This window comes from Enterococcus sp. AZ011 (assembly GCF_050548355.1).
Classification (GTDB): domain Bacteria; phylum Bacillota; class Bacilli; order Lactobacillales; family Enterococcaceae; genus Enterococcus; species Enterococcus faecalis.
In genome coordinates this window covers 1741666-1765917 of sequence record NZ_CP172959.1, presented here as the reverse complement: position 1 = coordinate 1765917, position 24252 = coordinate 1741666, and the positions used below count along the sequence as shown (strand labels likewise).

General features: G+C 35.0%; 29 protein-coding genes. 22 read left to right on the top strand and 7 right to left on the bottom strand.

All coding sequences use genetic code 11. The features are described from left to right. Nucleotides 1-36: 36 nt before the first annotated feature. Nucleotides 37-1017: a polyprenyl synthetase family protein gene (locus tag IGL36_RS08630; RefSeq protein WP_002360015.1), complete on the bottom strand. Its 981-nt coding sequence runs from the start codon at nt 1015-1017 to the stop codon at nt 37-39. Nucleotides 1018-1138: 121 nt separating this feature from the next. On the opposite strand from IGL36_RS08630, the gene IGL36_RS08625 reads away from it, so the two are divergent. The 12 genes from IGL36_RS08625 (at nt 1139) to comGD (ending at nt 15283) form a co-directional block, all read left to right on the top strand. Then, nucleotides 1139-2044 carry a prenyltransferase gene (locus tag IGL36_RS08625; RefSeq protein WP_002360016.1) on the top strand — a complete coding sequence of 302 codons (906 nt, stop codon included), beginning with the start codon at nt 1139-1141 and terminating at the stop codon, nt 2042-2044. A 28-nt stretch (nt 2045-2072) separates the two neighbouring features. Then, nucleotides 2073-3284 (top strand): NAD(P)/FAD-dependent oxidoreductase, encoded by a 1212-nt coding sequence (locus IGL36_RS08620; RefSeq protein WP_002360017.1) that lies wholly within the window; start codon nt 2073-2075, stop codon nt 3282-3284. 313 nt (nt 3285-3597) lie between these two features. After that, entirely contained in the window at nt 3598-6021 is a 2424-nt protein-coding gene (locus IGL36_RS08615; protein ID WP_159154277.1) for a DNA translocase FtsK, read from the top strand. Nucleotides 6022-6150: 129 nt separating this feature from the next. Then, entirely contained in the window at nt 6151-6852 is a 702-nt protein-coding gene (locus IGL36_RS08610) for a GntR family transcriptional regulator (protein WP_002356983.1), read from the top strand. A 117-nt stretch (nt 6853-6969) separates the two neighbouring features. Further along, nucleotides 6970-7719, top strand: a complete 750-nt coding sequence (locus tag IGL36_RS08605; protein WP_002381711.1) for an ABC transporter ATP-binding protein — start codon at nt 6970-6972, stop codon at nt 7717-7719. After that, entirely contained in the window at nt 7709-9538 is a 1830-nt protein-coding gene (locus IGL36_RS08600) for an ABC transporter permease (protein WP_002391458.1), read from the top strand. The genes IGL36_RS08605 and IGL36_RS08600 overlap by 11 nt, the downstream gene beginning before the upstream one ends. A 125-nt stretch (nt 9539-9663) precedes the next feature. After that, the gene (gene rlmN / locus IGL36_RS08595; RefSeq protein ID WP_002356987.1) at nt 9664-10737 is read left to right on the top strand and encodes a 23S rRNA (adenine(2503)-C(2))-methyltransferase RlmN; all 1074 of its coding nucleotides are present in this window, start codon (nt 9664-9666) and stop codon (nt 10735-10737) included. A gap of 289 nt (nt 10738-11026) precedes the next feature. Next, nucleotides 11027-12355 carry an APC family permease gene (locus IGL36_RS08590; protein WP_002360022.1) on the top strand — a complete coding sequence of 443 codons (1329 nt, stop codon included), beginning with the start codon at nt 11027-11029 and terminating at the stop codon, nt 12353-12355. Nucleotides 12356-12596: 241 nt separating this feature from the next. Continuing rightward, complete coding sequence (gene comGA, locus IGL36_RS08585) at nt 12597-13565, top strand: competence type IV pilus ATPase ComGA (protein ID WP_002398077.1); 969 nt, start codon at nt 12597-12599, stop codon at nt 13563-13565. Continuing rightward, nucleotides 13522-14568: a competence type IV pilus assembly protein ComGB gene (comGB, locus tag IGL36_RS08580; protein WP_159154278.1), complete on the top strand. Its 1047-nt coding sequence runs from the start codon at nt 13522-13524 to the stop codon at nt 14566-14568. Before comGA ends, comGB begins: the two co-directional genes overlap by 44 nt. Then, entirely contained in the window at nt 14568-14843 is a 276-nt protein-coding gene (comGC, locus tag IGL36_RS08575) for a competence type IV pilus major pilin ComGC (RefSeq protein ID WP_002356991.1), read from the top strand. The genes comGB and comGC overlap by 1 nt, the downstream gene beginning before the upstream one ends. After that, nucleotides 14840-15283 carry a competence type IV pilus minor pilin ComGD gene (comGD, locus tag IGL36_RS08570; protein WP_016617790.1) on the top strand — a complete coding sequence of 148 codons (444 nt, stop codon included), beginning with the start codon at nt 14840-14842 and terminating at the stop codon, nt 15281-15283. The genes comGC and comGD overlap by 4 nt, the downstream gene beginning before the upstream one ends. Nucleotides 15284-15310: 27 nt before the next feature. Here comGD and IGL36_RS08565 read toward each other — a convergent pair whose 3' ends face one another. The 4 genes from IGL36_RS08565 to IGL36_RS08550 form a co-directional block, all read right to left on the bottom strand. Then, nucleotides 15311-16459 carry a tyrosine-type recombinase/integrase gene (locus IGL36_RS08565; protein ID WP_002381716.1) on the bottom strand — a complete coding sequence of 383 codons (1149 nt, stop codon included), beginning with the start codon at nt 16457-16459 and terminating at the stop codon, nt 15311-15313. Between the two features lie 99 nt (nt 16460-16558). Then, complete coding sequence (locus tag IGL36_RS08560) at nt 16559-17287, bottom strand: potassium channel family protein (RefSeq protein ID WP_002381717.1); 729 nt, start codon at nt 17285-17287, stop codon at nt 16559-16561. A gap of 35 nt (nt 17288-17322) precedes the next feature. After that, complete coding sequence (locus IGL36_RS08555) at nt 17323-17667, bottom strand: ImmA/IrrE family metallo-endopeptidase (protein WP_002378467.1); 345 nt, start codon at nt 17665-17667, stop codon at nt 17323-17325. Between the two features lie 16 nt (nt 17668-17683). Then, nucleotides 17684-18016: a helix-turn-helix domain-containing protein gene (locus tag IGL36_RS08550; protein WP_002364355.1), complete on the bottom strand. Its 333-nt coding sequence runs from the start codon at nt 18014-18016 to the stop codon at nt 17684-17686. A gap of 311 nt (nt 18017-18327) precedes the next feature. Between IGL36_RS08550 and IGL36_RS08545 the strand changes: the two genes are divergently transcribed. Genes IGL36_RS08545 through IGL36_RS08535 form a run of 3 tightly spaced genes read left to right on the top strand, consistent with a single transcriptional unit; the run spans nt 18328 to nt 19590 of the window. Continuing rightward, nucleotides 18328-18504 carry a helix-turn-helix domain-containing protein gene (locus IGL36_RS08545; RefSeq protein WP_002364354.1) on the top strand — a complete coding sequence of 59 codons (177 nt, stop codon included), beginning with the start codon at nt 18328-18330 and terminating at the stop codon, nt 18502-18504. 10 nt (nt 18505-18514) lie between these two features. Further along, nucleotides 18515-18826, top strand: coding sequence for a hypothetical protein (locus IGL36_RS08540; protein ID WP_002381719.1), 312 nt, complete (start codon nt 18515-18517; stop codon nt 18824-18826). A gap of 38 nt (nt 18827-18864) precedes the next feature. Then, nucleotides 18865-19590 (top strand): Rha family transcriptional regulator, encoded by a 726-nt coding sequence (locus IGL36_RS08535; RefSeq protein ID WP_002381720.1) that lies wholly within the window; start codon nt 18865-18867, stop codon nt 19588-19590. A gap of 25 nt (nt 19591-19615) precedes the next feature. Here IGL36_RS08535 and IGL36_RS08530 read toward each other — a convergent pair whose 3' ends face one another. Then, the gene (locus IGL36_RS08530; protein ID WP_002357001.1) at nt 19616-19804 is read right to left on the bottom strand and encodes a YegP family protein; all 189 of its coding nucleotides are present in this window, start codon (nt 19802-19804) and stop codon (nt 19616-19618) included. Between the two features lie 54 nt (nt 19805-19858). Here IGL36_RS08530 and IGL36_RS08525 point away from each other — a divergent pair, with 54 nt between their 5' ends. Both IGL36_RS08525 and IGL36_RS08520 read left to right on the top strand, forming a co-directional pair. Then, on the top strand, nt 19859-20068 hold the full coding sequence (locus tag IGL36_RS08525) for a hypothetical protein (RefSeq protein ID WP_002381721.1): 210 nt from the start codon (nt 19859-19861) through the stop codon (nt 20066-20068). Between the two features lie 36 nt (nt 20069-20104). Beyond that, nucleotides 20105-20299 (top strand): hypothetical protein, encoded by a 195-nt coding sequence (locus tag IGL36_RS08520; protein ID WP_002381722.1) that lies wholly within the window; start codon nt 20105-20107, stop codon nt 20297-20299. Nucleotides 20300-20725: 426 nt separating this feature from the next. On the opposite strand, the gene IGL36_RS08515 is transcribed toward IGL36_RS08520, so the two are convergent. Beyond that, nucleotides 20726-21280, bottom strand: coding sequence for a hypothetical protein (locus tag IGL36_RS08515; protein ID WP_002357006.1), 555 nt, complete (start codon nt 21278-21280; stop codon nt 20726-20728). Nucleotides 21281-21499: 219 nt separating this feature from the next. On the opposite strand from IGL36_RS08515, the gene IGL36_RS08510 reads away from it, so the two are divergent. The 5 genes from IGL36_RS08510 to IGL36_RS08490 are packed head-to-tail and all read left to right on the top strand — an operon-like array spanning nt 21500 to nt 24252. Continuing rightward, entirely contained in the window at nt 21500-21817 is a 318-nt protein-coding gene (locus tag IGL36_RS08510; protein WP_002401330.1) for a hypothetical protein, read from the top strand. After that, complete coding sequence (locus tag IGL36_RS08505; protein ID WP_002381724.1) at nt 21810-22544, top strand: ERF family protein; 735 nt, start codon at nt 21810-21812, stop codon at nt 22542-22544. Before IGL36_RS08510 ends, IGL36_RS08505 begins: the two co-directional genes overlap by 8 nt. 4 nt (nt 22545-22548) lie before the next feature. Continuing rightward, a complete protein-coding gene (locus tag IGL36_RS08500) occupies nt 22549-23190 on the top strand; it encodes a putative HNHc nuclease (RefSeq protein ID WP_010717044.1) in 642 nt (213 codons plus the stop codon). A 4-nt stretch (nt 23191-23194) separates the two neighbouring features. Then, nucleotides 23195-23395 carry a hypothetical protein gene (locus IGL36_RS08495; protein WP_002357010.1) on the top strand — a complete coding sequence of 67 codons (201 nt, stop codon included), beginning with the start codon at nt 23195-23197 and terminating at the stop codon, nt 23393-23395. Then, complete coding sequence (locus IGL36_RS08490; RefSeq protein ID WP_002357012.1) at nt 23395-24252, top strand: helix-turn-helix domain-containing protein; 858 nt, start codon at nt 23395-23397, stop codon at nt 24250-24252. Before IGL36_RS08495 ends, IGL36_RS08490 begins: the two co-directional genes overlap by 1 nt.

Below are 24252 nucleotides of genomic sequence, written 5' to 3'. Positions count from 1 at the left end.
TCTATTTCAATTAATGGCAATTCTTCCATAAAACGTTTAAAATGAACGATGTAATAAGAGCTCAGTTAAGGAAAGTAAGGTTTCTTTTGCTGTGCCATCAGGCAATTGTTGAATATCAGTGATTGCTTTGTTGGTTACTTTTTTAGCAAAAGCTTGTGCTTCTGTAACGCCATGATAGTCATTGACTAGCGCCGCAACTTCAGCTGCCTCTTCTAAGGTAATGGCGCGTCCTTTATCCAAATAAGGGCTGAATACGTCAGGTGCTGCTTGATAAGCGAAGAGAAGAGGTAACGTATAAACACCTTGTGACAAGTCTTCTAAAGCGGGCTTTTTCAAGGTTTCCGTGTCGGCAGTATAATCTAAAATATCGTCATAGACTTGAAAAGCAATGCCAATATGACGGCCAATTCGTTTAGCTAAACGTTGGACTTCTTTTGAACTATGACCGAAATAGGCCCCTTCAAGACAGCTTAGTGAAAAAAGTTCGGCTGTTTTGCCGTTGACACTTCTTAAATAAGCAGGAATCGACATGCGGCGGTCAAATCGATGACTCATTTGATCGAGTTCACCAAGTAATAACCGTTTCATTCCTTGTGCATTGATTTTCATAAATTCAGAGCCATTCATGGCATCTGCAATCAAAGTAAAGAATTCAGTGAATAGTAAATCACCTGTGTAAACAGCCACGTCTTTACCATATTGTGATTGAATAGTCACAGCGCCTCGGCGCAATGGAGAATCGTCAATAATGTCATCGTGAATCAACGTAGCCATATGTAGGATTTCCAAAGATGCAGCTATTTTTAATAGTTGTTGTTTCTCTTGTTTTTCTTCATCACCCAGTTGAGCAAAAAGAAAGAAAAAAGCGGGGCGTAATAATTTGCCGCCAGAACGAGCCAAAGTTACTAAGGCTTCTTCAATGTCTTCGTTGCGTGTATGCAACGTTTGTTCAATTAATTCACATGTTTCCGTTAAAGAACGTTCAACGTCAGGAAACGACTTCCAAAATGTGTTCATAAATATACTACGATCCTTTCAGTGGTTCAATACTATTTGATTGTATACGAATTGGCGACAGAAATACAGTAATTAAGTTTTAAAAGTAACAAAGTTTGTAAAAAAGTAGCGGAGGGATAGTTTGAATCGAGAAATATTTTTTGAATTAGTAGAATTAAAAGCAAAAACAGCTAGTGTTTTGCCATTTTTGTTAGGAATTTGTTTTAGTTGGTACCAATATGGGCGGCTCCATGTTGGTTATGTTTTAATTTTTTTCATTGCGATGTTTATTTTTAATATGGCGGTCGATATTTTAGATAATTATAATGATTACCATCATGCCACAGAAGTTCATGATTATAAGGAAAAAACGAATATTATCGGTCGAGAAAATTTATCTTTGCCATTAATACGCAAAATGATTTTTTGGATGATTCTCGTTTCTGCTTTAATGGGGATTGGGTTGTCATTTATTGTCGGCTGGCCGTTATTAATTATGGGTCTTTATTGTTACTTAATTGGTATTTTTTATTCATCAGGACCGAAACCTTTGTCCAGTCTACCATTAGGGGAAGTTTTCTCAGGATTTACAATGGGGTTCATGATTACCCTTATTTGTGTCTACATTAATACGTTTGAAGTTTTCAATTGGTCAGCAGCTAACTTATGGGGGATTTTCTTAGTCGCCTTACCTAACACTTGTTACATTGCTAACTTAATGTTAGCAAATAATATCTGTGACTTAGAGGAAGATGAAAATAACAAGAGATATACATTAGTTCATTACCTTGGCAAAGCAAGTTCTTTGAAATTATTCGTCGGATTAAATACAATAGCAATGTTAGCCATTTTGTTAGCTGTCGGTTTAGGATTGACGCCGCCAACAATGTTACTCATGCTTTTAACTTTACCTTTTGTACGGAAACAAACCCAAGCCTTACTGAAGGAACAAGTGAAGAGTAAAACATTTGTTTGTGCTGTGAAGATCTTAGCTGTGGGAGCAACTGCACAAGTGCTATTTTTTGCCATAGGTTTGTGGTGGCTGTAAATTTTTTATAGAGTGGAAGGGAATCAAAATGAATAAGAAACATGTTGTTATTTTAGGTGCTGGTTACGCAGGCTTAAAAACATTACGCGAATTACAAAAAGGCGCCAAAGACGTCGAAATTACTTTAGTGGATCGTAACAACTATCACTACGAAGCAACGGATTTGCATGAAGTTGCTGCTGGAACACAACCAGCTGAAAAAATCACATACAATATTATGGATGTTGTCGATGAAAAAATGACCACCTTTATCCAAGGAACAGTTAAAACAATTGATGCTGCAACACAAACAGTTGCTTTAGAAGATGGTCAAACAATCAATTATGATTACTTAGTTGTTTCTCTTGGGTTTGAATCAGAATCATTTGGTATCCCTGGTGTGCAAGAACATGCTCTACAAATGGTAGATGTGAAAACGGCTTTAAACGTGTATGAACATATCCAAGAACAAATGCGTCAATACAAAGCGACTCAAAACGAAGAATTCTTAAAAATTGTTGTCTGCGGAGCAGGCTTTACAGGGATTGAATTATTAGGTTCTCTTGTTGAAAACAAACCAAAATTTGCTGAAATCGCAGGTGTCTCAGCAGATCAAATCCAAATTTATTGTGTCGAAGCAGTTACTCGCCTATTGCCGATGTTTAACGAAAAACTTGCGAACTATGGTGTGCAATTATTAAAAGATTCAGCTATTCATTTATTATTAGGTAAACCGATTAAAGAAATCAAACCAGGCGCAGTTGTTTATCAAGATAACGAAGCAGGCGACTTGGCAGAACTTTCTGCTAAAACAATTATTTGGACAACGGGTGTTAGTGGAAGCCACGTTGTAGGCGATTCTGGATTTGAAGCTCGTCGTGGTCGTGTCATGGTTCAACCAGATTTAACAGATGCGAACCATAGCAACGTCTATATTATTGGTGACTGCTCAGCAGTTATGGATACAGAAACTAATCGACCTTACCCAACGACAGCACAAATCGCCTTGAAAATGGGGGCGCATGCTGCTAAAAATATTCAAGCACAATTGAAAGGGGAAGCAACTAAACCTTTCAGCTTTAAATCACAAGGTTCTGTTTGTTCTGTCGGAAATACACGTGCTTTAGGAATTGTTGGTAAAACAGACATTAAAGGATACCCAGCTTCATTCATGAAAAAAATTATTATGAACAAAGCGCTCTTTGAAACAGGTGGTACCAAAGAAATGATGGCTAAAGGTCGTTTCGACTTATACCATTAAGAATCAGCAAAATAAGAAATAATGAGGTCGGGACAGAACCGTTTAGCTCCGAGAAATAAGAAGAAATTTCCGAAAATTGCTCTTTGATTTTTGGAGAATTTCGGCTTATTTCCGAAGGAGTTGGTTCTGTTCCCGCCGTTTATCAGTTTTTGAGCGTGGAGCAAAAATCCAAAGTGATTTTTGTCCCACGCTCATTTTTCTTAAATGAAAGTTTTTAAAAAATTTCCATGATTTTTCAAGTAAAATGAGGTGGGCACTTTTGTTCGATTCCATTTTTATGTATAATGAGAAGTGATGGAAAGAGGGAAGTTAAATGGCACAAAAAAGAGCAACAAATAAGAAAAAAAGTACGACAAAGAAAAAGACCAAAAAACAACAGCAACAACAAGAACGTTTAAATTATATGTTTCTTGGCCTGATTTTTATTTTATTCGGTGTCTTTGGACTCTTTCGCTTAGGGTTTTTAGGCACGTTATTAGCGAATTGTTTACGCTTAGTTGTAGGTAATACCTTTCCATTTGCAGCGATTTTACTAATCCTGTATGGCTTATTAGTCATGATTTATGGGAAAGATTTTCCGTTAAAAAGAGGGCGCCCTATTTTTGGGGCTGTTCTGATTTATATTAGTGTTTTGTTATTTTTCCATGCCTTTATGTTTCGAAATGTTAGTGGCAGTCAACCAGATATTTTAGGTAACACTTGGGAATTTTTGCAAAGCGATCTAAAAGCTAACCAAGTGACGCAAAACGTAGGGGGCGGTATGATTGGCGCACTGCTTTATCAAGGAACGTACTTTTTGGTGGCACAATTTGGTAGCTATTTAATTGCCACCTTGCTACTGTTAGCGGGTATTTTCTTGATGAGTATGTGGGATTTTCAGCAAATTGTTGATCATTTCCAAAGTATTCAAGATCGCCTAAGTCATGTTTCGGCAAAATCACAGGCGCGACAAGAAGAAAAAGAGGCGAAGCGAGCAGCGAAGAAAGAAGCCAAAGCTGCAGAACGCCAAGCAAAAATTGAAGCCGCTGCCCAACAAAAATTACAAGAGCGGGAACGCATGGAACAAGCGGCAGCCGAGCGCTTAACAAAAACACCTGTTGAAACCCACCAACCAATGGTGGAAGAACCGGCCGCACCAACGCCTGTTCAAATTGATTCGTTTCAACAGCAAAATCAGGCGATGCCTGTACCACCAATTGCAGCAACAAAACCGCAACGAGAGCAGGAAGAAGAGGCGGCAGATGAAGCTGGTGTTCTCGAATTTGAAATTTCTGAAGAAGCGGAAGATCGTGATTATCAACTACCACCAACTGATTTGTTAGATACAATTCAAGCAACGGATCAAAGTGGTGAATATGAAAAAATCGAAAAAAATATTGGCGTCTTAGAACAAACCTTCAAGAGTTTTGGTGTTGATGCTAAAGTAGTCAAAGCTAGTTTAGGACCATCTGTCACAAAATTTGAAGTTCAACCCGCTGTTGGGGTAAAAGTTAGCAAAATTGTTAACTTGACGGATGACATTGCTTTAGCGCTTGCGGCCAAAGACGTTCGTATGGAGGCTCCGATTCCTGGGAAATCACTAATCGGGATTGAAGTTCCTAATAGTGCAATTAGTACAGTATCCTTTAGAGATATTGTTGAGGCACAACCAAGTCATCCAGATAAACTATTAGAAGTACCTTTAGGTCGAGATATTTCAGGGATGGTTCAAACTGCAGATCTATCAAAAATGCCGCATTTATTAATTGCGGGATCGACAGGGAGTGGGAAATCGGTTGCTATCAATGGCATCATCACAGGTATTTTGATGCAAGCGAAACCTCATGAAGTAAAATTAATGATGATTGACCCGAAAATGGTAGAATTGAATGTGTATAACGGGATTCCTCATTTATTAACGCCAGTGGTTACTAATCCGAGAAAAGCAGCACAAGCCCTGCAAAAAGTAGTTCAAGAAATGGAATTTCGTTATGAAAAATTTGCAGCAACAGGCGTCCGAAATATCACTGGTTACAATCAACTAATTCAACAGAAAAATGCGGAAGATGGCGAAAATCGTCCAATTCTACCATTTATTGTTGTCATTGTTGATGAGTTAGCTGATTTAATGATGGTGGCAAGTAACGAAGTAGAAGATGCGATTATCCGTTTAGCCCAAATGGCACGGGCAGCAGGTATTCATATGATTTTAGCGACACAACGGCCAAGTGTGGATGTCATTACAGGAATCATCAAAGCAAATGTCCCTTCTCGAATGGCTTTTGCGGTCTCAAGTGGGACAGACTCGCGTACCATTATTGATACCAACGGGGCGGAGAAACTATTAGGTCGAGGCGATATGCTCTTCTTACCAATGGGAGAAAATAAACCAATTCGTATCCAAGGGGCCTTTATCTCTGATCAAGAAGTCGAACGAGTGGTTGCGTTTGTAACGGATCAACAAGAAGCTGAATATCAAGAAAGCATGATGCCAACAGATGAACCGACCATTTCAGGCGGTGGCGAAGCTCCTCAAGATGAGTTGTTTGAAGAAGCGAAAAACTTGGTGGTTGAAATGCAAACAGCTAGTATTTCATTGCTACAAAGACGTTTTAGAATTGGCTATAATCGTGCGGCTCGCTTAGTAGATGAATTGGAAGCACACGGAGTTATTGGACCATCAGAAGGTAGCAAACCAAGAAAAGTCTTTCTACAAGCGGAATCAGAAGAGGCAGCAACCGAGACGCCAGAACAATAAACAAAAGAACAAAAATAGATAAATTTATCTATTTTTGTTCTTTTTTTATAATTTCAGCAAAGCATCATGTTATAATCATCATTTTCTGGTAAAATAGAAAAGAATAGTGCGGTTGGGAGGGAGCGTATCATGAGAAGAAAGAGCGTGCTTTATTTAGAAGTAGCAGATCAGATTAAAGAAGATATTTTGAGTGGCAAGTATCCAGTAGGAACGTTTTTACCAACAGAAACAGAATTGGAAGAGATGTTTAACGTTAGTAAAATTACGATTCGGCGGGCAATCGAAATGTTAGCAACAGAAGAATTTGTTGAGAAAAAAAGTGGCCGGGGCACAACTGTGTTAAGCAATCGTCCCTATAATAAACTATCAAAAGCAGGGACATTCACTGAATTTTTGAATGAATCAGGTCAGAAAGTAACTAAAAAAGTTTTACAAGTTGAAAACTTGACGTTGTCAAAAGAGATGCCGGCTTATCAATTTTTAGGAGAAGAAGTGGTTCACCTTTCACGGTTATATTTAATCGATGAACAACCCTACATTTATTTTAATTACTATTTGCCAGCTGCCATGAAAGACGTATCATTGACTGAATACAAAGAAGAATCCTTGTATCGTTTGATGGATCGACATGCCATTGAAATTTATAAATTTGAAGACCGTTTTGAAGTTGCAACTTTGACAGAAGCAGAGCAAAAGATGTTGCAAACAACTGAAACAACGGGCTTAAAAAGAATTCGGCGTTCGTTAAGCCCAACAGGTCGTTGCGTAGAATATTCAGAAGCTATTTATAATACGAAGATTCATCCTTATGTGATTGAATATGAAGCATAACTTTTAAAAGAATAACAGTGCACTTACAGTAATGTAAGTTCATTGTTATTCTTTTCTATTGTCGTTTTTTTTCGTTTTCGATACACTAAATGAGTGAGAAGAATAGGAGTGGAAAATATGTTAGAAGTACAAAATTTGAAAAAAGTTTACGGAAACGAAATTAAATATGAAGCTTTAAAAGGGATTAATTTAACTGTCCAAGATGGTGAATTTATTGGTATTATGGGACCTTCTGGAAGTGGGAAAAGTACACTTTTAAATTTATTGGCAACAATCGATAGTCCAACAGACGGTGAAATACTTTTAAATGGAAAAAATCCAAACAATTTGAATCAAGAACAAATTGCTAAATTCCGTCGTACAGAATTAGGATTTGTTTTTCAAAGCTTTAATTTAATGCCAACATTAACTGTTGAAGAAAATATTATTTTGCCATTGACGCTTGATGGAGAAAAAGTCTCTGTAATGAAACGACAATTAGCAGAATTAAGTGAGCGTTTAGGTATCAATCATCTGTTGAAAAAACGAATTGCAGAAATTTCTGGTGGACAAGCACAACGGGTCGCCGTTGCTCGGGCAATGATTCATCATCCACAATTATTATTGGCTGATGAACCAACAGGAAACTTAGATACGAAATCATCTAAGGATGTGATGGGCTTGTTACAACAATTAAACGAAGAAGAAGCGGCGACTATTTTAATGGTAACCCATGATCCGCTAGCCGCAAGTTATTGCAAGCGCATCGTCTTTATTAAAGATGGTGAATTAATTGATGAAATTGTCCAAAATGGCAATCAAAAAGAGTTCTACGATTTAATCATGGTGAAACTGGCTGAGATTGAAGGTGTCGATAATGAATTTTAATCAGTTTGTTATAAGAAATACGATTCGAAATAAGCATTTATACTTGGCTTATTTCCTAAGTACAATGTTTTCTGTGATGATCTTTTTTACGTTCACTGGTTTTGTCTTTCACCCAGCCTTAGCTAATGGTTTAAATCCTAAAGCACAAATGGGAATGACGGCTGCGGCAATTATAATCTATGGTTTCTCTTTCTTATTCGTTTTATACTCGATGGATGTCTTTATCCAATCTCGGAAAAAAGAGTTTGGAACCTTGATGATTCAAGGGATGAGTCCAAAACAGTTAAAGAAAATGATTTTTATTGAAAACTTAGTGATTGGTTTCTTTGCTACAATTTTTGGTAGCATTTTAGGTGTTGGATTTTCACAATTTATTTTATGGATTAGCAATTTATTGATGCATCTAGGTTTAGGTTTTTATTTGCCAGTGATGCCGTTTATCATTACTGTCATTTCATTTGCGGTCTTGTTCTTAGTAATTTCTTTCTTTATTCAATTCCGCTTGCCAAAAGCGACACTTCAAGAGCTATTAAAAGCAGGAGAAATGGGTAAAGGTGAAATCAAAAGCTCTAAAGTTAAATCTTTCTTAGCCGTGTTGCTTTTAGTTGTCGGTTACGGAATTGCTTTAGTTGCTAAGGGACAGTTAGTTTTAATGGTGATGTTCCCAGTAATTTTCTTAGTTATTTTAGGGACAAAATTCTTATTTGACCAATTGAGTGTTTCTGTCATTGAACGTTTAAAACGGAAACCAAAAATCTTTTGGAAAAAAACCAATATGGTCGTTTTATCAGATTTGGCTTTCCGTATGAAAGATAATGCACGTTCGTTCTTCTTGGTTTCGGTGATTTCAACGGTCGCTTTTGCTGCCATTGGAACGTTATATGGCGTGAACGAGATGATTTTTAAAGGAATAAGTTCTGTACCGTACGAACTGACATTGTCTGATTCGACCAACCCAGAAAATCAAGAAATGAAACAATTTGCGACAAAAACATTCCAAGAAAAAAATATTCAGTTTGATCAGATTGATTACACAATGTACAAAACAAGTGCCGGTATCCAATTAATCAAAACATCTGAATATAATAAACTCGCAAAATTTATAGATGAACCAACTTTAACAGGTGAGAAAGTAGTTAATTTATCACAAAAAGATGCTCCTTCTGCTGCATCAGTAGATGTCAAATCTGTTCAATTGGCAAATGATCAAGTTTTAAACATTGATAAAACAGAAGAAACCAATGTATTACCGACTTTTGGCGGTGTGGTTGTTATCCCAGATAGTACCTCAACAGATGGAATCAAAGCGGAAACAGAAACAATTTGGCAGCCCAAAGCAGGAACCAATCGTGAAGAATTGATAAAAGCAGAAAATATTATTGGTGACAAGTATCCCATGTTAGTAGGAACAGCTGCAATGTCGGCAGCCATTACGCAATATTATACGCCAGTTCTTTTTGTCGGACTATTTATCGGTATCGTGTTCTTTGTTTCGGCGGGTAGTTTCTTATACTTCCGTTTATACAGTGATATGAATACGGACGTTGAAAAATTCAAGATGATTTACAAACTTGGCTTGACGAAAAAAGAATTGAAGAAAATGATTTACCAACAAGTAGGTATTTTATTCTTTACACCGATTGTTGTTTCATTTATTCATGGAGCTGTTGCTTTGAAAGCAATGTATGCCGTGTTAGATCAGCCAATGCAATTAGCTGGCTGGCAAGTTTTAGGCGTTTTCTTATTGATTCAGGTCGTTTACTATTTAATTGCCAGAACGTTCTACTTCAAAAAAGTTTATCACTTAGTGAAAGATTAATTATAAAAAATCGTTAAGTATGCACGCTTAACGATTTTTTTTTGAGGCTCTTCGTGATATTGCATTCAAAGTGAGAATACGTTATAGTTATGAAGCGAATGTAATAGCAGAAATGAGGAAAAGAAATGCAGAAAGAATCCATTTATGGACTGACGAGAGAACAGCTTGTGGACTGGTTTTTAGCCCATGGCGAGAAGAAATTTCGCGCAACACAAGTGTGGGAATGGTTGTATACAAAACGTGTTGCTTCATTTAGTGAAATGTCGAACATTTCTAAATCGTTGATGACTTTATTAGAAGAAAATTTTTCATTAAATCCATTAAAACAAGTCATTGTGCAAGAAGCGCAAGATGGTACCGTGAAGTATTTATTTGAATTACCAGATAAAAATATGATTGAAACAGTCTTGATGCGTCAAGAATATGGATTATCTGTTTGTGTGACCACTCAAGTTGGCTGCAATATTGGGTGTACATTTTGTGCTAGTGGGCTATTAAAAAAACAAAGAGATTTAACTGCTGGCGAGATTGTTGCCCAAATTATGTGGGTGCAACATTATTTCGATGAACGTGGGTTGGATGAACGTGTTAGCCATGTCGTTGTGATGGGAATTGGTGAACCATTTGATAATTATGCCAATGTCATGAACTTTTTACGAACGATTAATGATGATAAAGGCTTGGCTATTGGTGCCCGCCATATTACAGTTTCAACAAGTGGTTTAGTGCCAAAAATTCGTGAATTTGCAGACAGTGGACTACAAGTAAACTTAGCAATCTCATTACATGCTCCTAACAACGAAGTCCGTACATCAATTATGCGGATTAATCGTAGTTTTCCAATTGAAAAATTAATGGCAGCAATTGATGAATACATTGAAAAAACCAACCGACGTGTTACATTTGAATATATTATGTTGAGTCAAGTGAACGACCGACCAGAACATGCTCAACAATTAGCAGATTTACTACGGAATAAGAAAAAACTTTCTTATGTTAATCTGATTCCGTATAACCCAGTGAGTGAACACGATCAATATAGCAGAAGCTCTAAAGAAGCGGTTTTAAAATTTTATGATGTACTCAAAAAGAATGGCATCAATTGTGTTATTCGTAAAGAACACGGAACAGATATTGATGCGGCTTGCGGACAATTACGCAGCAAACAAATGAAAAAAGAAAAAGTCAAAAACCAATAACGTAGTTAAAATCGGATCAGAAAGGTTTCTTTTTGATTCGATTTTTCGTTTATTTAATAAAAAATCGTCGGTTTTTCAATTCTTGTTTATAAACAAAAGATGAATGCTCTAAAACTTTTATGACAAATTTTCTTTTTGTGGTTTTCAAACTTGAAATTCTAAAAGAAATAGCTATACTGAAAAGAGATCGTCACAGAATTTTTCATGAAAACAGCTATTATTTTCGTTATCTTTTCAAGAAAGTGAAATTTTGTTACGCTTTTTTAGTTTAAATGAAATGAGGGAGTCTATGGAGAAAAAGCAATTAAAAAGAGAGATAACAACGTTTGGTGCGTTATCCACGGTAATGGGTACGGTGATTGGCGCTGGTGTTTTCTTTAAAGCTGCGAGTGTCGTTGGACACGCACAGTCAGCTAGTTTAGCTATCTTTGCTTGGGTGTTAGGTGGTGCCTTAACCATTTGTGCAGGATTAACCAGCGCCGAACTTGCTACAGCAATCCCTGAAACAGGTGGCGCAGTGAAGTATATTGAATATACATATGGTAAATTAGCTGGTTTTCTTTTAGGGTGGGCACAAAGTATCATTTATTATCCTGCCAACATTTCGGCATTATCCATTATTTTTAGTACACAACTAATCAATTTGTTTCATCTATCGGCAAATTTATTGATCCCGATTGCCATTCTTGCGGGAACTAGTATCACCGTAATTAATTTATTAGGAACAAAAATTGCTTCTTTGGTCCAATCCACGACATTGGTAGTAAAACTGATTCCAATTGCCTTGATTTCTTTAGTAGGATTATTTACTCCCGGACAGGTAGCTGTTTCACTTTTTCCTGTTGAAACAACAGCGAATACTGGCTTTTTAGTTGCTTTTAGTGGCGCCTTAGTCGCCACCATGTTTGCTTATGATGGCTGGCTAGGTGTGGGTAACGTGGCTGGTGAAATGAAGCGACCAGAAAGAGACTTGCCTAAAGCCATTATTTTTGGTTTGTTATTGATTACTTTAATTTATGCTTTAATTAATTTTGTATTTCTAAAAACATTACCAATTGAGCAAATCGCTGGGAATTTGAATGCAGCTTCGGATGCTTCTGTGGCTATTTTTGGACCAATTGGCGGCAAAATCGTAACTATTGGGATTTTAATCTCTGTATATGGTGCGTTAAACGGCTACACAATGACAGGGATTCGGATTCCTTATGCCTTAGCCTTAGATAATCTGATGCCTTTTAGTCGTCAGTTTCAAAAGTTGTCTAAACGCTTTGTTGTTCCTTACGTTGCTGGAATTTTCCAGTTAGCTGTAGCCATTATCATGATGTTTTTCGGAACCTTCGATTTATTGACGGATATGTTAGTTTTTGTTATGTGGCTGTTTAATCTATTAATTTTCTTAGCTGTTTTTATTTTAAGAAAACGAGAACCTGAATTAAAACGACCGTATAAAGTTCCTGGCTATCCAATTATTCCAATTATCGCAAGTCTAGGTGGTATCTTCATCTTGGTTACAACGAGTATTACACAGCCTATTCTAGCATTGATTGGTATAGGGATTACGCTTCTAGGAATTCCAGTTTATTTAGTTAATAAACAAAAAACGAAGCCAAAAACGTAAACGATCCAATCGGATTATCATAGTTTTTCTCAAAAATTTTGTGATTCAGAGAAATTTTTGAAAACTAAACGCAAGATTTTTTTAGTATAATACTAAGTGTCTAGGAAGTTCCACTATTTTGGGGAAGATAGATGGACAGCGCAAACTTCAAAAAAAGAACCTTCATCTTATTGGTGGAGGTTCTTTTTTTTGCTGAAATCATAAAATAAATGCGTAGTTTATTAGTGAGAGGAGGAAATGAATGACTGAAAATGTAAAAAAATTAGCTCATCAATTAATTGAATGGGGCGTCCTTCATGGGGCGCAAGACGTTTATTTTTTACCCAATGATACCGAAATAGCCATCTCTTTTCGGACAGGGATGCAACGGACACTTTACACACAAGTTTCCGCAGAAATAGGCGAAAAGTTAATTTTCCACTTTAAATTTATAGGCGGCATGGATGTCGGAGAAAGACGAAAAGCACAATTAGGCGCGACAACTTATCTAATTGGCGAGACGAAGCAACGCTTGCGTTTATCATCTGTGGGAGATTTTCAGAATCGAGAGAGCTTGGTAATTCGTTTTTTGCACCGATTTGGTGAACAAGCTGAACATTTTTTCTTTCCCCACCAGCTGAATGAAATTGAAGCATCTTGTCAGAAACGAGGACTTTATTTATTCAGTGGGCCAGTTGGTTCTGGGAAAACAACAACCATGTATCGTGTGGCTAAAAAAAGAAGTGGCGAACAACAAGTGATAGCGATTGAGGATCCTGTTGAAATTGAGGAAAAGCGGTTTTTACAGTTGCAAACAAATGAAAAAATTCAGTTAACGTACGAAGCCTTGATAAAAGATTGCTTACGCCATCATCCTGATATTTTGATTATTGGTGAAATTCGTGATGGCGAGACGGCTCAAGCAGTTATTCGAGCCGCCTTAACGGGTCATACTATTTTTGCGACAATTCACGCCCGTAACTTATTGGGGGTGCAACGGCGTTTGATAGAATTAGGTGGCCCAGAGCATGAATTGGCTGAATGCTTGCAAGGTATCATTTATCAACAGATTTTGACAACCACGATTAATAAGGAACAAGTAGCAGGAATTCTTTATGATTATTTCTTCTTTAAGGAAGCCATTATAAAGAGTAGTTGGCAAAAGAATCTAAGAAAGGCGTGGGCGTATGGGTTTATTACAGAAAAAACGTATTTTCAAGCCATCGAATAAATTAACGAAAAAACAACAGCAGCTTTTTCTGAAACTATTAGCGGATTTGCTTGCAAATGGTTTTAATATACAAGAAAGTTTTTCCTTCATGAAAAAATCAAACGCCTTACCTCAGCACAGTATAACTTTTTTAGTTGAAGGCTTTTCCTCAGGCATTGCCTTACAAGCTTTAGTCGAAGAATTAGGATTTTCAACAATGGTCTCGGCACAATTGTCGTTTGCTACTGCACACGGGGATTTGGTAGGGACACTACAAGCGATTTCCGAACATTTTTTTCAAACGGAAAAATATCGGCAACAGTTCTATAAAATAATTAGTTATCCGCTGCTCCTGATTGTTTTTTTGATTCTCGTCATTGTTGGTATTCGGCAATTTTTATTGCCCCAATTAATGGAAAATGATGCCAATAGTTATTCTAAAAATATTGGGATTCTTCTGATTGTTTACAGTCCATATATTCTGGTTACCTTAGTTTTTGTCCTCTCATTTAGTTTCTTCATTTTAAACCGTTATTTGAAGCATCAATCTGCTATTCAGCGGGCCTTCGTATATCTGAAACTGCCAATTATCCGTGGCCTTTATCGGGAATACGTCAGTGCTTTTTTTGCACTAGAATGGGGGAAGTTGCTTGCGCAAGGATTAGAAATGAAAGAGGTCATCGATTTGATGCGCCATACAACCAATTACCCCTTAATGAAAGAATTAGCTGGAGCAATTAGTGAAGGACTGCTAGTTGGTGAAACCTTACATAGACAATTAGCTGCTTATCCTTTTTTTACGAAAGCATTGGGTTTAATGATTCAACAAGGGGAAGTAAAAGGAAAATTAGGCAAGGAGTTGATGGTTTATAGTAATGTCTGTTTCCAAGGTTTTTTCAAAAAAATTGAACGAGTCATTACCCTTGTTCAACCATTTATTTTTATCATAATTGCTTGTTTAATTATCGGTGTCTATGGGGCAATGTTGCTGCCTATTTATGGCAATATAGAAGGAGTTTTATAATGAAAAAGAAACAAAAATACGCAGGGTTTACATTATTAGAAATGTTGATTGTCTTATTGATTATTTCCGTATTGATTTTACTTTTTGTTCCTAACTTAGCGAAACATAAAGAAACAGTTGATAAAAAAGGCAATGAAGCAATCGTAAAAATTGTAGAATCACAAATCGAGCTCTACACACTAGAAAAAAATAAGACGCCTTCTTTAAATGAATTAGTCAACGAAGGCTACATTACTAAAGAGCAGTTAGATAAATATACAGCAGAAAAGCAATGAACAAGTCAGCAGGATTCACATTAATGGAAACACTTGCTAGTTTGACGATTGTTTGCTTTATGACTATGCTCCCAACACTCGCTATTCACCGCTGGCAAGAAACATTAAAAATTGAACAGTTTCTTGCTACGGTAGAAAAACAACTTCGTTTTGCGCAACAGCAAGCAATTGTTTTAGAGGAAACACAAGAAGTTTGGTTTTTTGAAGAACAACAAAGCTTTTCATTTCCTGATAAATTGAACCAATCAGCTGGAAGGACTTCGCTAGCTGTACCTGAAAAAATGACAGTGAGTGGCCCAAGCAAACTCAGTTTTCTTCATTCGTCAGGGAACAATGGCCGTTTAGTGAAATATATTTTTACTTGGACTGAAAAGAAACAACAACTTATTTTACAATTTCAGATGGGGAGTGGTAGAGTGCTTATATATCAATGGTTTTGAATGTTTTTACCACAGTTTTACCACAAATCACAAGTTCTCAATAAGTTTATCCATCATATCAGCTGTTTCTTTTTCTTCTTCTTTTAATACATCGCTATAAACATCCAAAGTTATATTAATATTCTTGTGTCCCAACCTGGTTGAAACATATTTAATGTTTGCTCCTGCTTCAATTAGAAACGTTGCATGTGTATGTCTTAGCCCGTGCACGGTTATGTTTTGAACTTCTGCCTTTTCACATAACAGGCGAAATATATACGTAATTCTTGATTGTTTGATAGGTAAATTTCGAGAACTTAAAATAAAATAGTCCTTTTCTCTTAAAATTATACCTTCTCTAAGAAGCCGTTCTTTCTCGTGATTTTTGTATTTTTTTATTAAAGTGAGTAATGAGTTGTCAAAATAAACTTTACGAATACTGGTTTTTGTTTTAGGTTTGTTTTCACCGTAATCACCACGTGTAGAATTGATATCGAAATATTTTTCGTTTAAATCAATATCATTCCAACGAAGCCCCATCAATTCACCTTTTCTCATTCCAGATTTTAGCAGAGTCAAAAATATAACTTGTGTTTGAATATCTTCGTTTTCTAAAACCGCCACAAATCGCTGTAATTCCTTTTTAGAGAACGAACGAACATTATTACTTAAATCAAATTTAAAGCCTGTTAGCGTGTTGCTAGGGATGATTTGATTGTGTACTGCAGCGTTAATCATCCTCATTACAATTTTATGCCAAGTTTGGATGGTAGATTCTGTATATTTGTTTTTTTGTCTTAATTTATCAATAAATTCTCGTTTATAGGTAATCTTATTTAAAGAAGATAGTTTTTGATTTCCAATTAATGGTGATATGTGAAATTTGATAGCAGATTCAATGTTTTGTTTAGTTGAAACACTCCAATTGTCTTGGGCGTAAGGTATCCATACATCGATCCATTCATCTATGGTGAGTTGTTTATTTTCGATGAAGGAAGTGTTTTGTGTTTCTAAAGCATATTGGATTTTTAGCAATGCTTTATTCGCTGCTCTTTCGCTTTCAAATCCACGTTTGCTAGCTTCTTTTCGGTGTTTTAGAGAGTTGTAATAAGGATAGCGATATCCCCAAAAAGTTCCTTTTTTATTTGAGTAAGAAAAAACATATTTGTATTTTTTGGACCAATTTAGTTTCGCCATATTTTCACGTCCTTTTCTTTGTGGTAAAATAGGCGTAACAAAATAAGCCTATTTTGTTTCTATTTTTAACGCACTAACTTCTTGGTCGGAGAGGGTGCGTTATTTTTTTATTTCCTCTTTTAGTTGTTCAATCGTAGTTTCTAATTGATCAATTTTATTAATTAGTATTTCAATTTTATCATTTGATTCTTCATCTTTATTATTACTTTTATTAAAATATTCTGTAATAGTTGAAGTAAGCATACCAATAAATCCAATTCCTAAAATCATTAAAATGATTGCTGCAACTCTACCTAATGGCGTAGCTGGTGAAATATCGCCATAACCAACAGTAGTTGTTGTCACTAAAGCCCACCAAAATGCATCAATATACGGGACATTTTCTGCATATGAGTAAATCATTGCTGAAATAACAATAAGAACTGAGCTTAAATAAATCACGTTTAAAAATCCATTCGTATTTAAAAATGATTTAGTGTTTCTTGTTAATTTGCCAACCACACCTATCGCTCTTGTTAGCTTTGCAAGTCTAGCTATTTTAGCTATTCGAAATAACCTAGCGATTCTAAAGAAAGAAAAAATAGCATCAAAAGGAATTATTGCAATCAGATCAAAAATATTTTCTTTAAAAAATTTGATTTTATTTTTTGAAATAATGAATCTAGCAATGTAGTCAATTGTAAATGTGATTAAGATAAAATTATCAATAATGTTAAATGGTGGATCACTAATATTAATAACATTTGAAAAATCAAAAATAACTAAAGCAATTGAAATTAATGCTAAGACAACAACAGAGTAATTATAGATTTTTTGATTTATCTTCAATGAAATTCTCTCACTCTCTAAATACCAAGCTTTTTTTAATTTAAATAAGTTTCCTGTCCCATCTTTAAATTGTAATGAGTAATCACATTAGAATAATTAAATTGCCCGTCATGTTTTTCAATAAGACATTTAAACATATGATAATCTGCCTCAGCTTCCATCTTATTTCTAAAAGAAGGAATTTTATATAACTCAATATAATCCGAATGGGAGACAACATGTTTGAACTCATGGAATATAGACTCTTCTTGTTCTTCGATAGATAAATTTTGATTTACGAAAATTATTCTTTTGACTGGCTCGTAACATGCGCGCTTATTTATTGGAGCGAAAACTAACTCTACTTCATATTCTTCCACCAACTCTTTGATACTTTTCATATAGAACACCTTTAAATTATTTTCCGAATCTCCCTTTCAAATAAGCACGAATAACTTCCCGATCATGATCATCCAAAGGCTCACCATCGAAACTCATCACATTGTCTAATACTTCATCTAAATCATCAGATGGTTTAGCACCAGCTTGGTTTGGATTTTCAGTACGACCTAATAAATAATCAACAGAAACATTAAAATAATTGGCTACAGCTTCAAGTTTATCCGAAGAAGGTGTTCGCTTATTCCATTGATAAATAGTATTTCGTCCAATATTTATTTCTTCTTCAAGCTGATAAATAGACACATCTCTATCTTTTGCTAGTTTTTTTATACGTTCCAAGAGGTTCATATGAATGCATTCTCCTTCTAGTTACGCGTTATTTACAAAAAAAGTTAGTAAAAACATTTGACATTTACAATATTTGTTAGTAATATAATCACGTAAGCTAATTTATTAGCTAATAAGTTCTCAAATAAAACCTACAAACAAAACTTAAAAATCGTTGGGGAACGGTAAAAGTATTGATTTAGAAGGCTTTTAAAGTCTTATTTAGCTATGGGTTCATTTTACAATATGTGTTAGAAAGTGTCAACGGATTTTATTAAATTAGCTAATTTTTTAGCTTACAATTTAAAAATAAAAGGGAGTGAGTAATAAATATGTCACAAGACTTAGCGATTGATGTTAGAGCAGCTCTAATTCGTGCAGGGAAAAACCAATCTTGGTTAGCAAAACAACTAGGGATTTCAAGTCCGTACTTATCAGATATACTTCATGGCCGCAGACGTTCAGAAGAGCAAGTTCAGAAAATCAAAAAAATCTTAAATATCAAGTGAGGTGATTAGAATGGAAAATTTTCTAGATTCATCTTCAAAAAACTTTCTATACAACATTATAGAAAAGATTCTAAGAAAAATGTTTGAGCAAGTAATAGATGAAGCTAGCCAAGGATTAAATGAACGTGCCGAGTATTTAGACATCAAACAATTATCGTCAAGGTATTCAATGTCTGTTCCCGAAGTTGAACAAAATTTTGTAAAAGATAAACGTATGCAAATGATCGAGAAAAGAAAGCCTGGTACTAGCAAGGGAAAAAGATATTGGCCTGCTAAAGAAGCTATAAAAATTTGTAATGACATCATGAATCATTGGGATTAAAGGAAAGAGCGATACAGAAACAATTTAAGGAGGAAAAAATGGACAACTTAGTAATTATGAAAAACCAACAAGCAGTAACAACTAGTTTACAAGTTGCTGAAGTATTTGAAAAACAACATAAGCATGTTATTGAAGCAATAGAGGCTAAAATTCAATCGGCCGAAAATTCGGCTTATTACCAAAACATGTTTGCTGAAGGAGAATACAAAGATTCAAGAGGTAGAAAACAAAGATTGTACTACATGAATCGAGATGGCTTTTCTTTCATTGCATTTGGATTCACTGGAAAAAAAGCAGATTCATTCAAACTGAAATACATTGAAGCTTTTAACCAAATGGAGGAATTGCTTAAAACTCAATCAAACTTACCGATTAATAACACAGAATTGTTATTAGAAGCTGCGTTAAAACATGAACGTGGATTGACTCTTGTAAATCAACGTTTAGATAAGCTAGAAACAGAAACTACAATTAATAGAAGCCAACAACGAAAGATACAAGGGCTAGTTTCATCAACCGTTATCAAAGTATTAGGTGGCAAAAAAACATTGGCTTATCAGGATTCAAGTATTAAGCAATCAGCCTTTAGTAATTGCTATAAACAATTGAAAGCATTATTCGATGTAGCCTCTTATGTAGACATTCCAAAAGTTCGATATGAAGAAGCTTTAGCTCTAATTCCTAGATGGAAGCCTAACTTAGAATTACAAGCAAGAATTGATAAGGCTAATGGTAATGGAGATATGCTTAAAGAAATAGGCTAGTAATGATAAAAGGATAAGCCTTAACTTATCCCCAGTTAAAAGTAGTGTCAACAATAATAGCTTTTTGATCCATATCACTTTTGATGGATTCAATAATTTCTAAAACAGAAGATTTATAGTAATAAGTCTTACTTGATGCGATTACTTCATTTTCTTCGGTTTTAATTACAAAATAGTATTTTTTATTAGAAGCTTTCTTTATTACAAAAAACATTTTGACACCCCACTTTCAACTGAATTATATCAAAAAAACTATAGGAGGGTAAATATGAAAGCAATACGTGAATCACGATTGATAGGCGCATTTTTATTGATGATTGCGCTAGGTGTGTTATTGAAAATCCACTTTTCAGTTCCAGTGTTGGCAACAATAAGTGTACCTTTTTTTATCCGTTGGTTTTTCAACTGGGATGAAGCGGAGTATCAGCATTTTCAAAAAAGACAAAATAAAAAGCCCCAATCGTCTGCCAACGATTAGGACACATACAAAATGAACTAAGGAGAGTATACCAAAATGAACGATAAAATTCAAAAATTGATTAAAAAACTAGCAAAAGAATGTCAGAAAGAAGATGTAGCTTTATCTTTGGCAGCTATCGATTTAGAAGGAGAGATGGCAATATCTCAAGTTGGAAAAGGCACGATAGTAGCCATTGCTGCACATAGCCAATATACACTAACAAAAAAAACTGGAACAATCAGATTGTGATTGTCCAAAACATCGTTTATTAAAGGAGATGTACGGTATTGCAACAGAAACTACGACTAAAAATACACATACTTTTGTCACAGATGATCCAAACGATTTGATGGATATATTATCGAAGATTTTTCGAGGTGAGTTGAAATGACTAGAAAAGAAAAGTTAAACCAAGCAAAAAAAGTAAATACTCCAAGCTGTTTATAAGAGAGGAGTATTTCAAATTTATTAAAGGTAGGTACTTCTGTATGAAAAAATTTATCGGAACGTTTTTAATATCAATGTTGTTAATCATGGCATTTTTTATAGGGGATTCGCTAGTGTCATGGATAAATATTATAAAGAAAAGTCCTACAAATTTCTTATATGACTCTGTCGGCTTATTAATTTCGGTTGCATCTATTGTATTAATTGTTTTAGCGATATTGACAATTTTTAACGATATGGTGGATTAATTCCATTTTTATTTAAAAAAGTTTCGTATTTGGGATACTCCATGAGGCGCCCTTGTTGATCCCTATACCATTCAACATTTCTAAAATCCGTAAAAAATATTATAGGTACACCATGAATGCCCCCCATAGCATTTGGTAAAACAGGAAGACTTAATTCGACTTTTCCTGGTGGCAGAGTTTCTAAATATTTATAGCTGTTAAATTCTGAAGCGAAAGATACTTTTTTAGATAATGAATCATTGTCTATTTTATTAGGAATAGAAATAACAAATACTTTATATACTGGTGCTTGATTCGAATTATTAGCTATCACATTTGGAATTTTTTCGAGCGATATGGGGCTATTTTTATTTGATTGTTCATTGTTCCAAACAGAAATATTTTTTGATTGTTCTAACTTTATATTTTGCTCATTTTCATAATTAACTTTTTTTATTTGATTGTTGTTTTGCATCACATTCCAAATAGCAAATAAAGCTCCGATAGTAGTTACACATTTTACAAAAACATCAAAATATTTTTTCAAATTATTCATCACCTTTCAAGTTAAAGTATGGCAAAGAAAGTAGGTAGAATTAAATGACAAGAAAAGAAAAACTAAAGCAAGCCCCAAAAATTGCTGATTTATGGTACCAGCAACAAAAAGAGCGCAGAGGTGTCGCATGACGACAAAAAAGCGACTTAAGCCGCCAAACAAATAGTCGCATACAAAATTATACTAGAAAAATTTTAACACAGAAAAGAGGTTTTGTGAATGAATCGTAGAGAAGCTAATGTACTAGATAGATATTTAACAGAGCCGACTGAAAAACTATATAAGGAAACCTATGAAGATGATCCAGTGGACACTACTGATTGTTTTGGAAATGAAATTGCTGATGAAGACGGTGTGTTTGAGCTAACTTTTGCAATGAAATGTCTTTATACAGGACAACCAGTACTCACCTGTAAAAAAATTGCTACACAAGATACAATCGTTGATTTGATAGAAGAATTAGGCGAAGAAAACGTGTATTTAATTGAATATGTGAGTTCAGGAAAAAGATATAAGGAGGGCTTATTGAATGACTGAAGCAACCAAAACAGATTTTTCTAAGTTGAATGTTTATCAAAAATTAGCGTATGTGAGACAAAAAGCACCATATATTCAAAAAAGTAAACGTGGCCAGCAGTACAGCTATGTGGGGTCAAGCGATGTACTATCCGCATTGAATACAGTCATAAATCAAGTTGGATTAATTTTGAAGCCAGAAATTGTTGCTCATCAAGTTCGGGAATCACAAGATGAGGTATGGAAAGCGGATAAAGTAAAGAAAGAGCCTGTAGCCAAAAAACGTACAACGTATTTTACAGAGCTAGAGTTAATGATGACATGGATTAATATTCATAATCCTTCTGAGATTGTTGCTTGTTCATGGTATAGCCAAGGAGTAGATATTGAAGGAGAAAAGGGTGTAGGAAAAGCACTAACGTATGCGGAAAAATATTTTTTATTGAAATTTTTTAATATCGCAACAGATGATGATGATCCTGATAAATACCAAAAAGAACAGCTAAAAAATACTGCAATTACTGAACGGCAAATTGATATGTTGAACGCATCAATTAGTAGAGTAGCCGAGCTGGCAGGGCAAGAATTTGAAGCTGTGAAATCGTTAGCTATAAATGATTCTGATTTGAATCCTAAAAAAGCATTTGAAGAATATAGTGCTTATGATTATGGTGTTATTTCTAAATTGCTTGCGAAGTGGATAAATTTTTATGAATCTAGGCAGAAGGTTCAAGAAGATAAGAAGTGATTGAATGATTGGAAAAATCATAAAACACAAAGGAAATAAATTGGCGATTGAGTTTGAGGATGAGATCAACTCGAATTTCCTCAAACTCCTAGCTAACAACGATGACAATTTAGTAAAAGTTGAACTATTAGATAATCGACAAATGTCTCAAAAACAGAATGCACTTTCTCACGTTTTAATAGCTGATATAGCTCGTTGGAGTTATGACGAACCCAAATGGATAGAGGAAGTTTTAAAGTATTACTACGAAGCTAAAAGTGGCGTGTATTTTGAACATAGTAAGGCTACACGACATGAAGCAACAGAATGGATTAGTTTTTTAATCGAATTCATTTTGAAAAATAATGTACCACTAGAAAAGAGATACCAATACTTGCTAGAAAATAACAAATGGTTTTATTACTGCCTTAAATACCGTAAGTGTTGTATTTGTGGGAAACATGCCGATGTTTGTCATATCGAGGTAGTCGGTATGGGGCGAAATCGTCAAAAGATTAATCACGAAACATTTACTTTTTACGCTGGTTGTCGTCAACATCATCAAGAAGAACATCAGATAGGTACTAAGAACTTTTTAAACAAGTATCAAATTAAACCAGTAAAACTAAACGTTGAAGAACGTAAGAAGTTGAATATCGGAGGTTAACAGTTTGGTAGAGGAATTACTTGAAAAATACAGGCAATTAACATCGAGTCAAAAACTATTTTTTGAACTATTAGCATTTGTCTATATCGGTTCAAGAAATGGTAAAGGAATAGCTATTGAAGCACAAACAATAAAAAAAGTCGTTAACGGAGAAATTAAGCATAAATATGTTTATACGGTCGTTGTTGATGAGGAGGATAACTAGTGAATGAACATAGAGGATATTACGCCATTATCCCAGCGATTGTTCGCTATGATAACCACTTAAATGGGAATGCAAAATTATTGTATGGAGAGCTAACGGCATTAGCAAATGAAAGAGGCTATTGTTGGGCAACGAATCAATATTTTGCAAATCTGTATAACGTTAGCAAGCGAACAATTATTTCATGGCTGAAACAGTTAGAAGAAAGAAACTATATAAAAATGCAAATTTTTTATAAGCCAAACAGCAAAATGGTAGATCGGAGACATATCTATATCTTACCGTATCCAACTGATACAGAATTTTACACCCCTAGTGAAGAAAATTTCATCACCTATGGAAAAAATCATCAGGAGGGGGATGAAGAAAATTTCACTACCCCTAGTGAAGAAAACTTCACAGAGAATAATACATTAATTAATAATACAAAGAATAATACAAAGAATATATATAGTGTTGAACAAAGTTCAACCATGTCTGAATTATTTGAAAAAGTTTGGAAAACATATCCGAAGAAAACCAATAAGAAAAAAGCCAAAGAGCAATTCTTAAAGAAAATTAAGTCAGATGAAGACTTCGAACGGTTTAAAACAGGATACAAAGCTTATCTTAAGTATATCAAATTAAACGACTGGTATCATCCACAAGAATTGTTCCGCTGGATACGTGATGAACGTTTTAACGATGAATACGACTTGTCTGAAACGACAACGCAAGCAAGATATACGAATCCTCCAGTTAGACAAGAACAATTACCAGATTGGGTAAATGAACCAAAACAAGAAGAGGAAAAATTATCACCAGAAGAGCAAGCAGCTCTAAAAAGACAAATACAAGAATTGTCGGGAGGAGAGTAA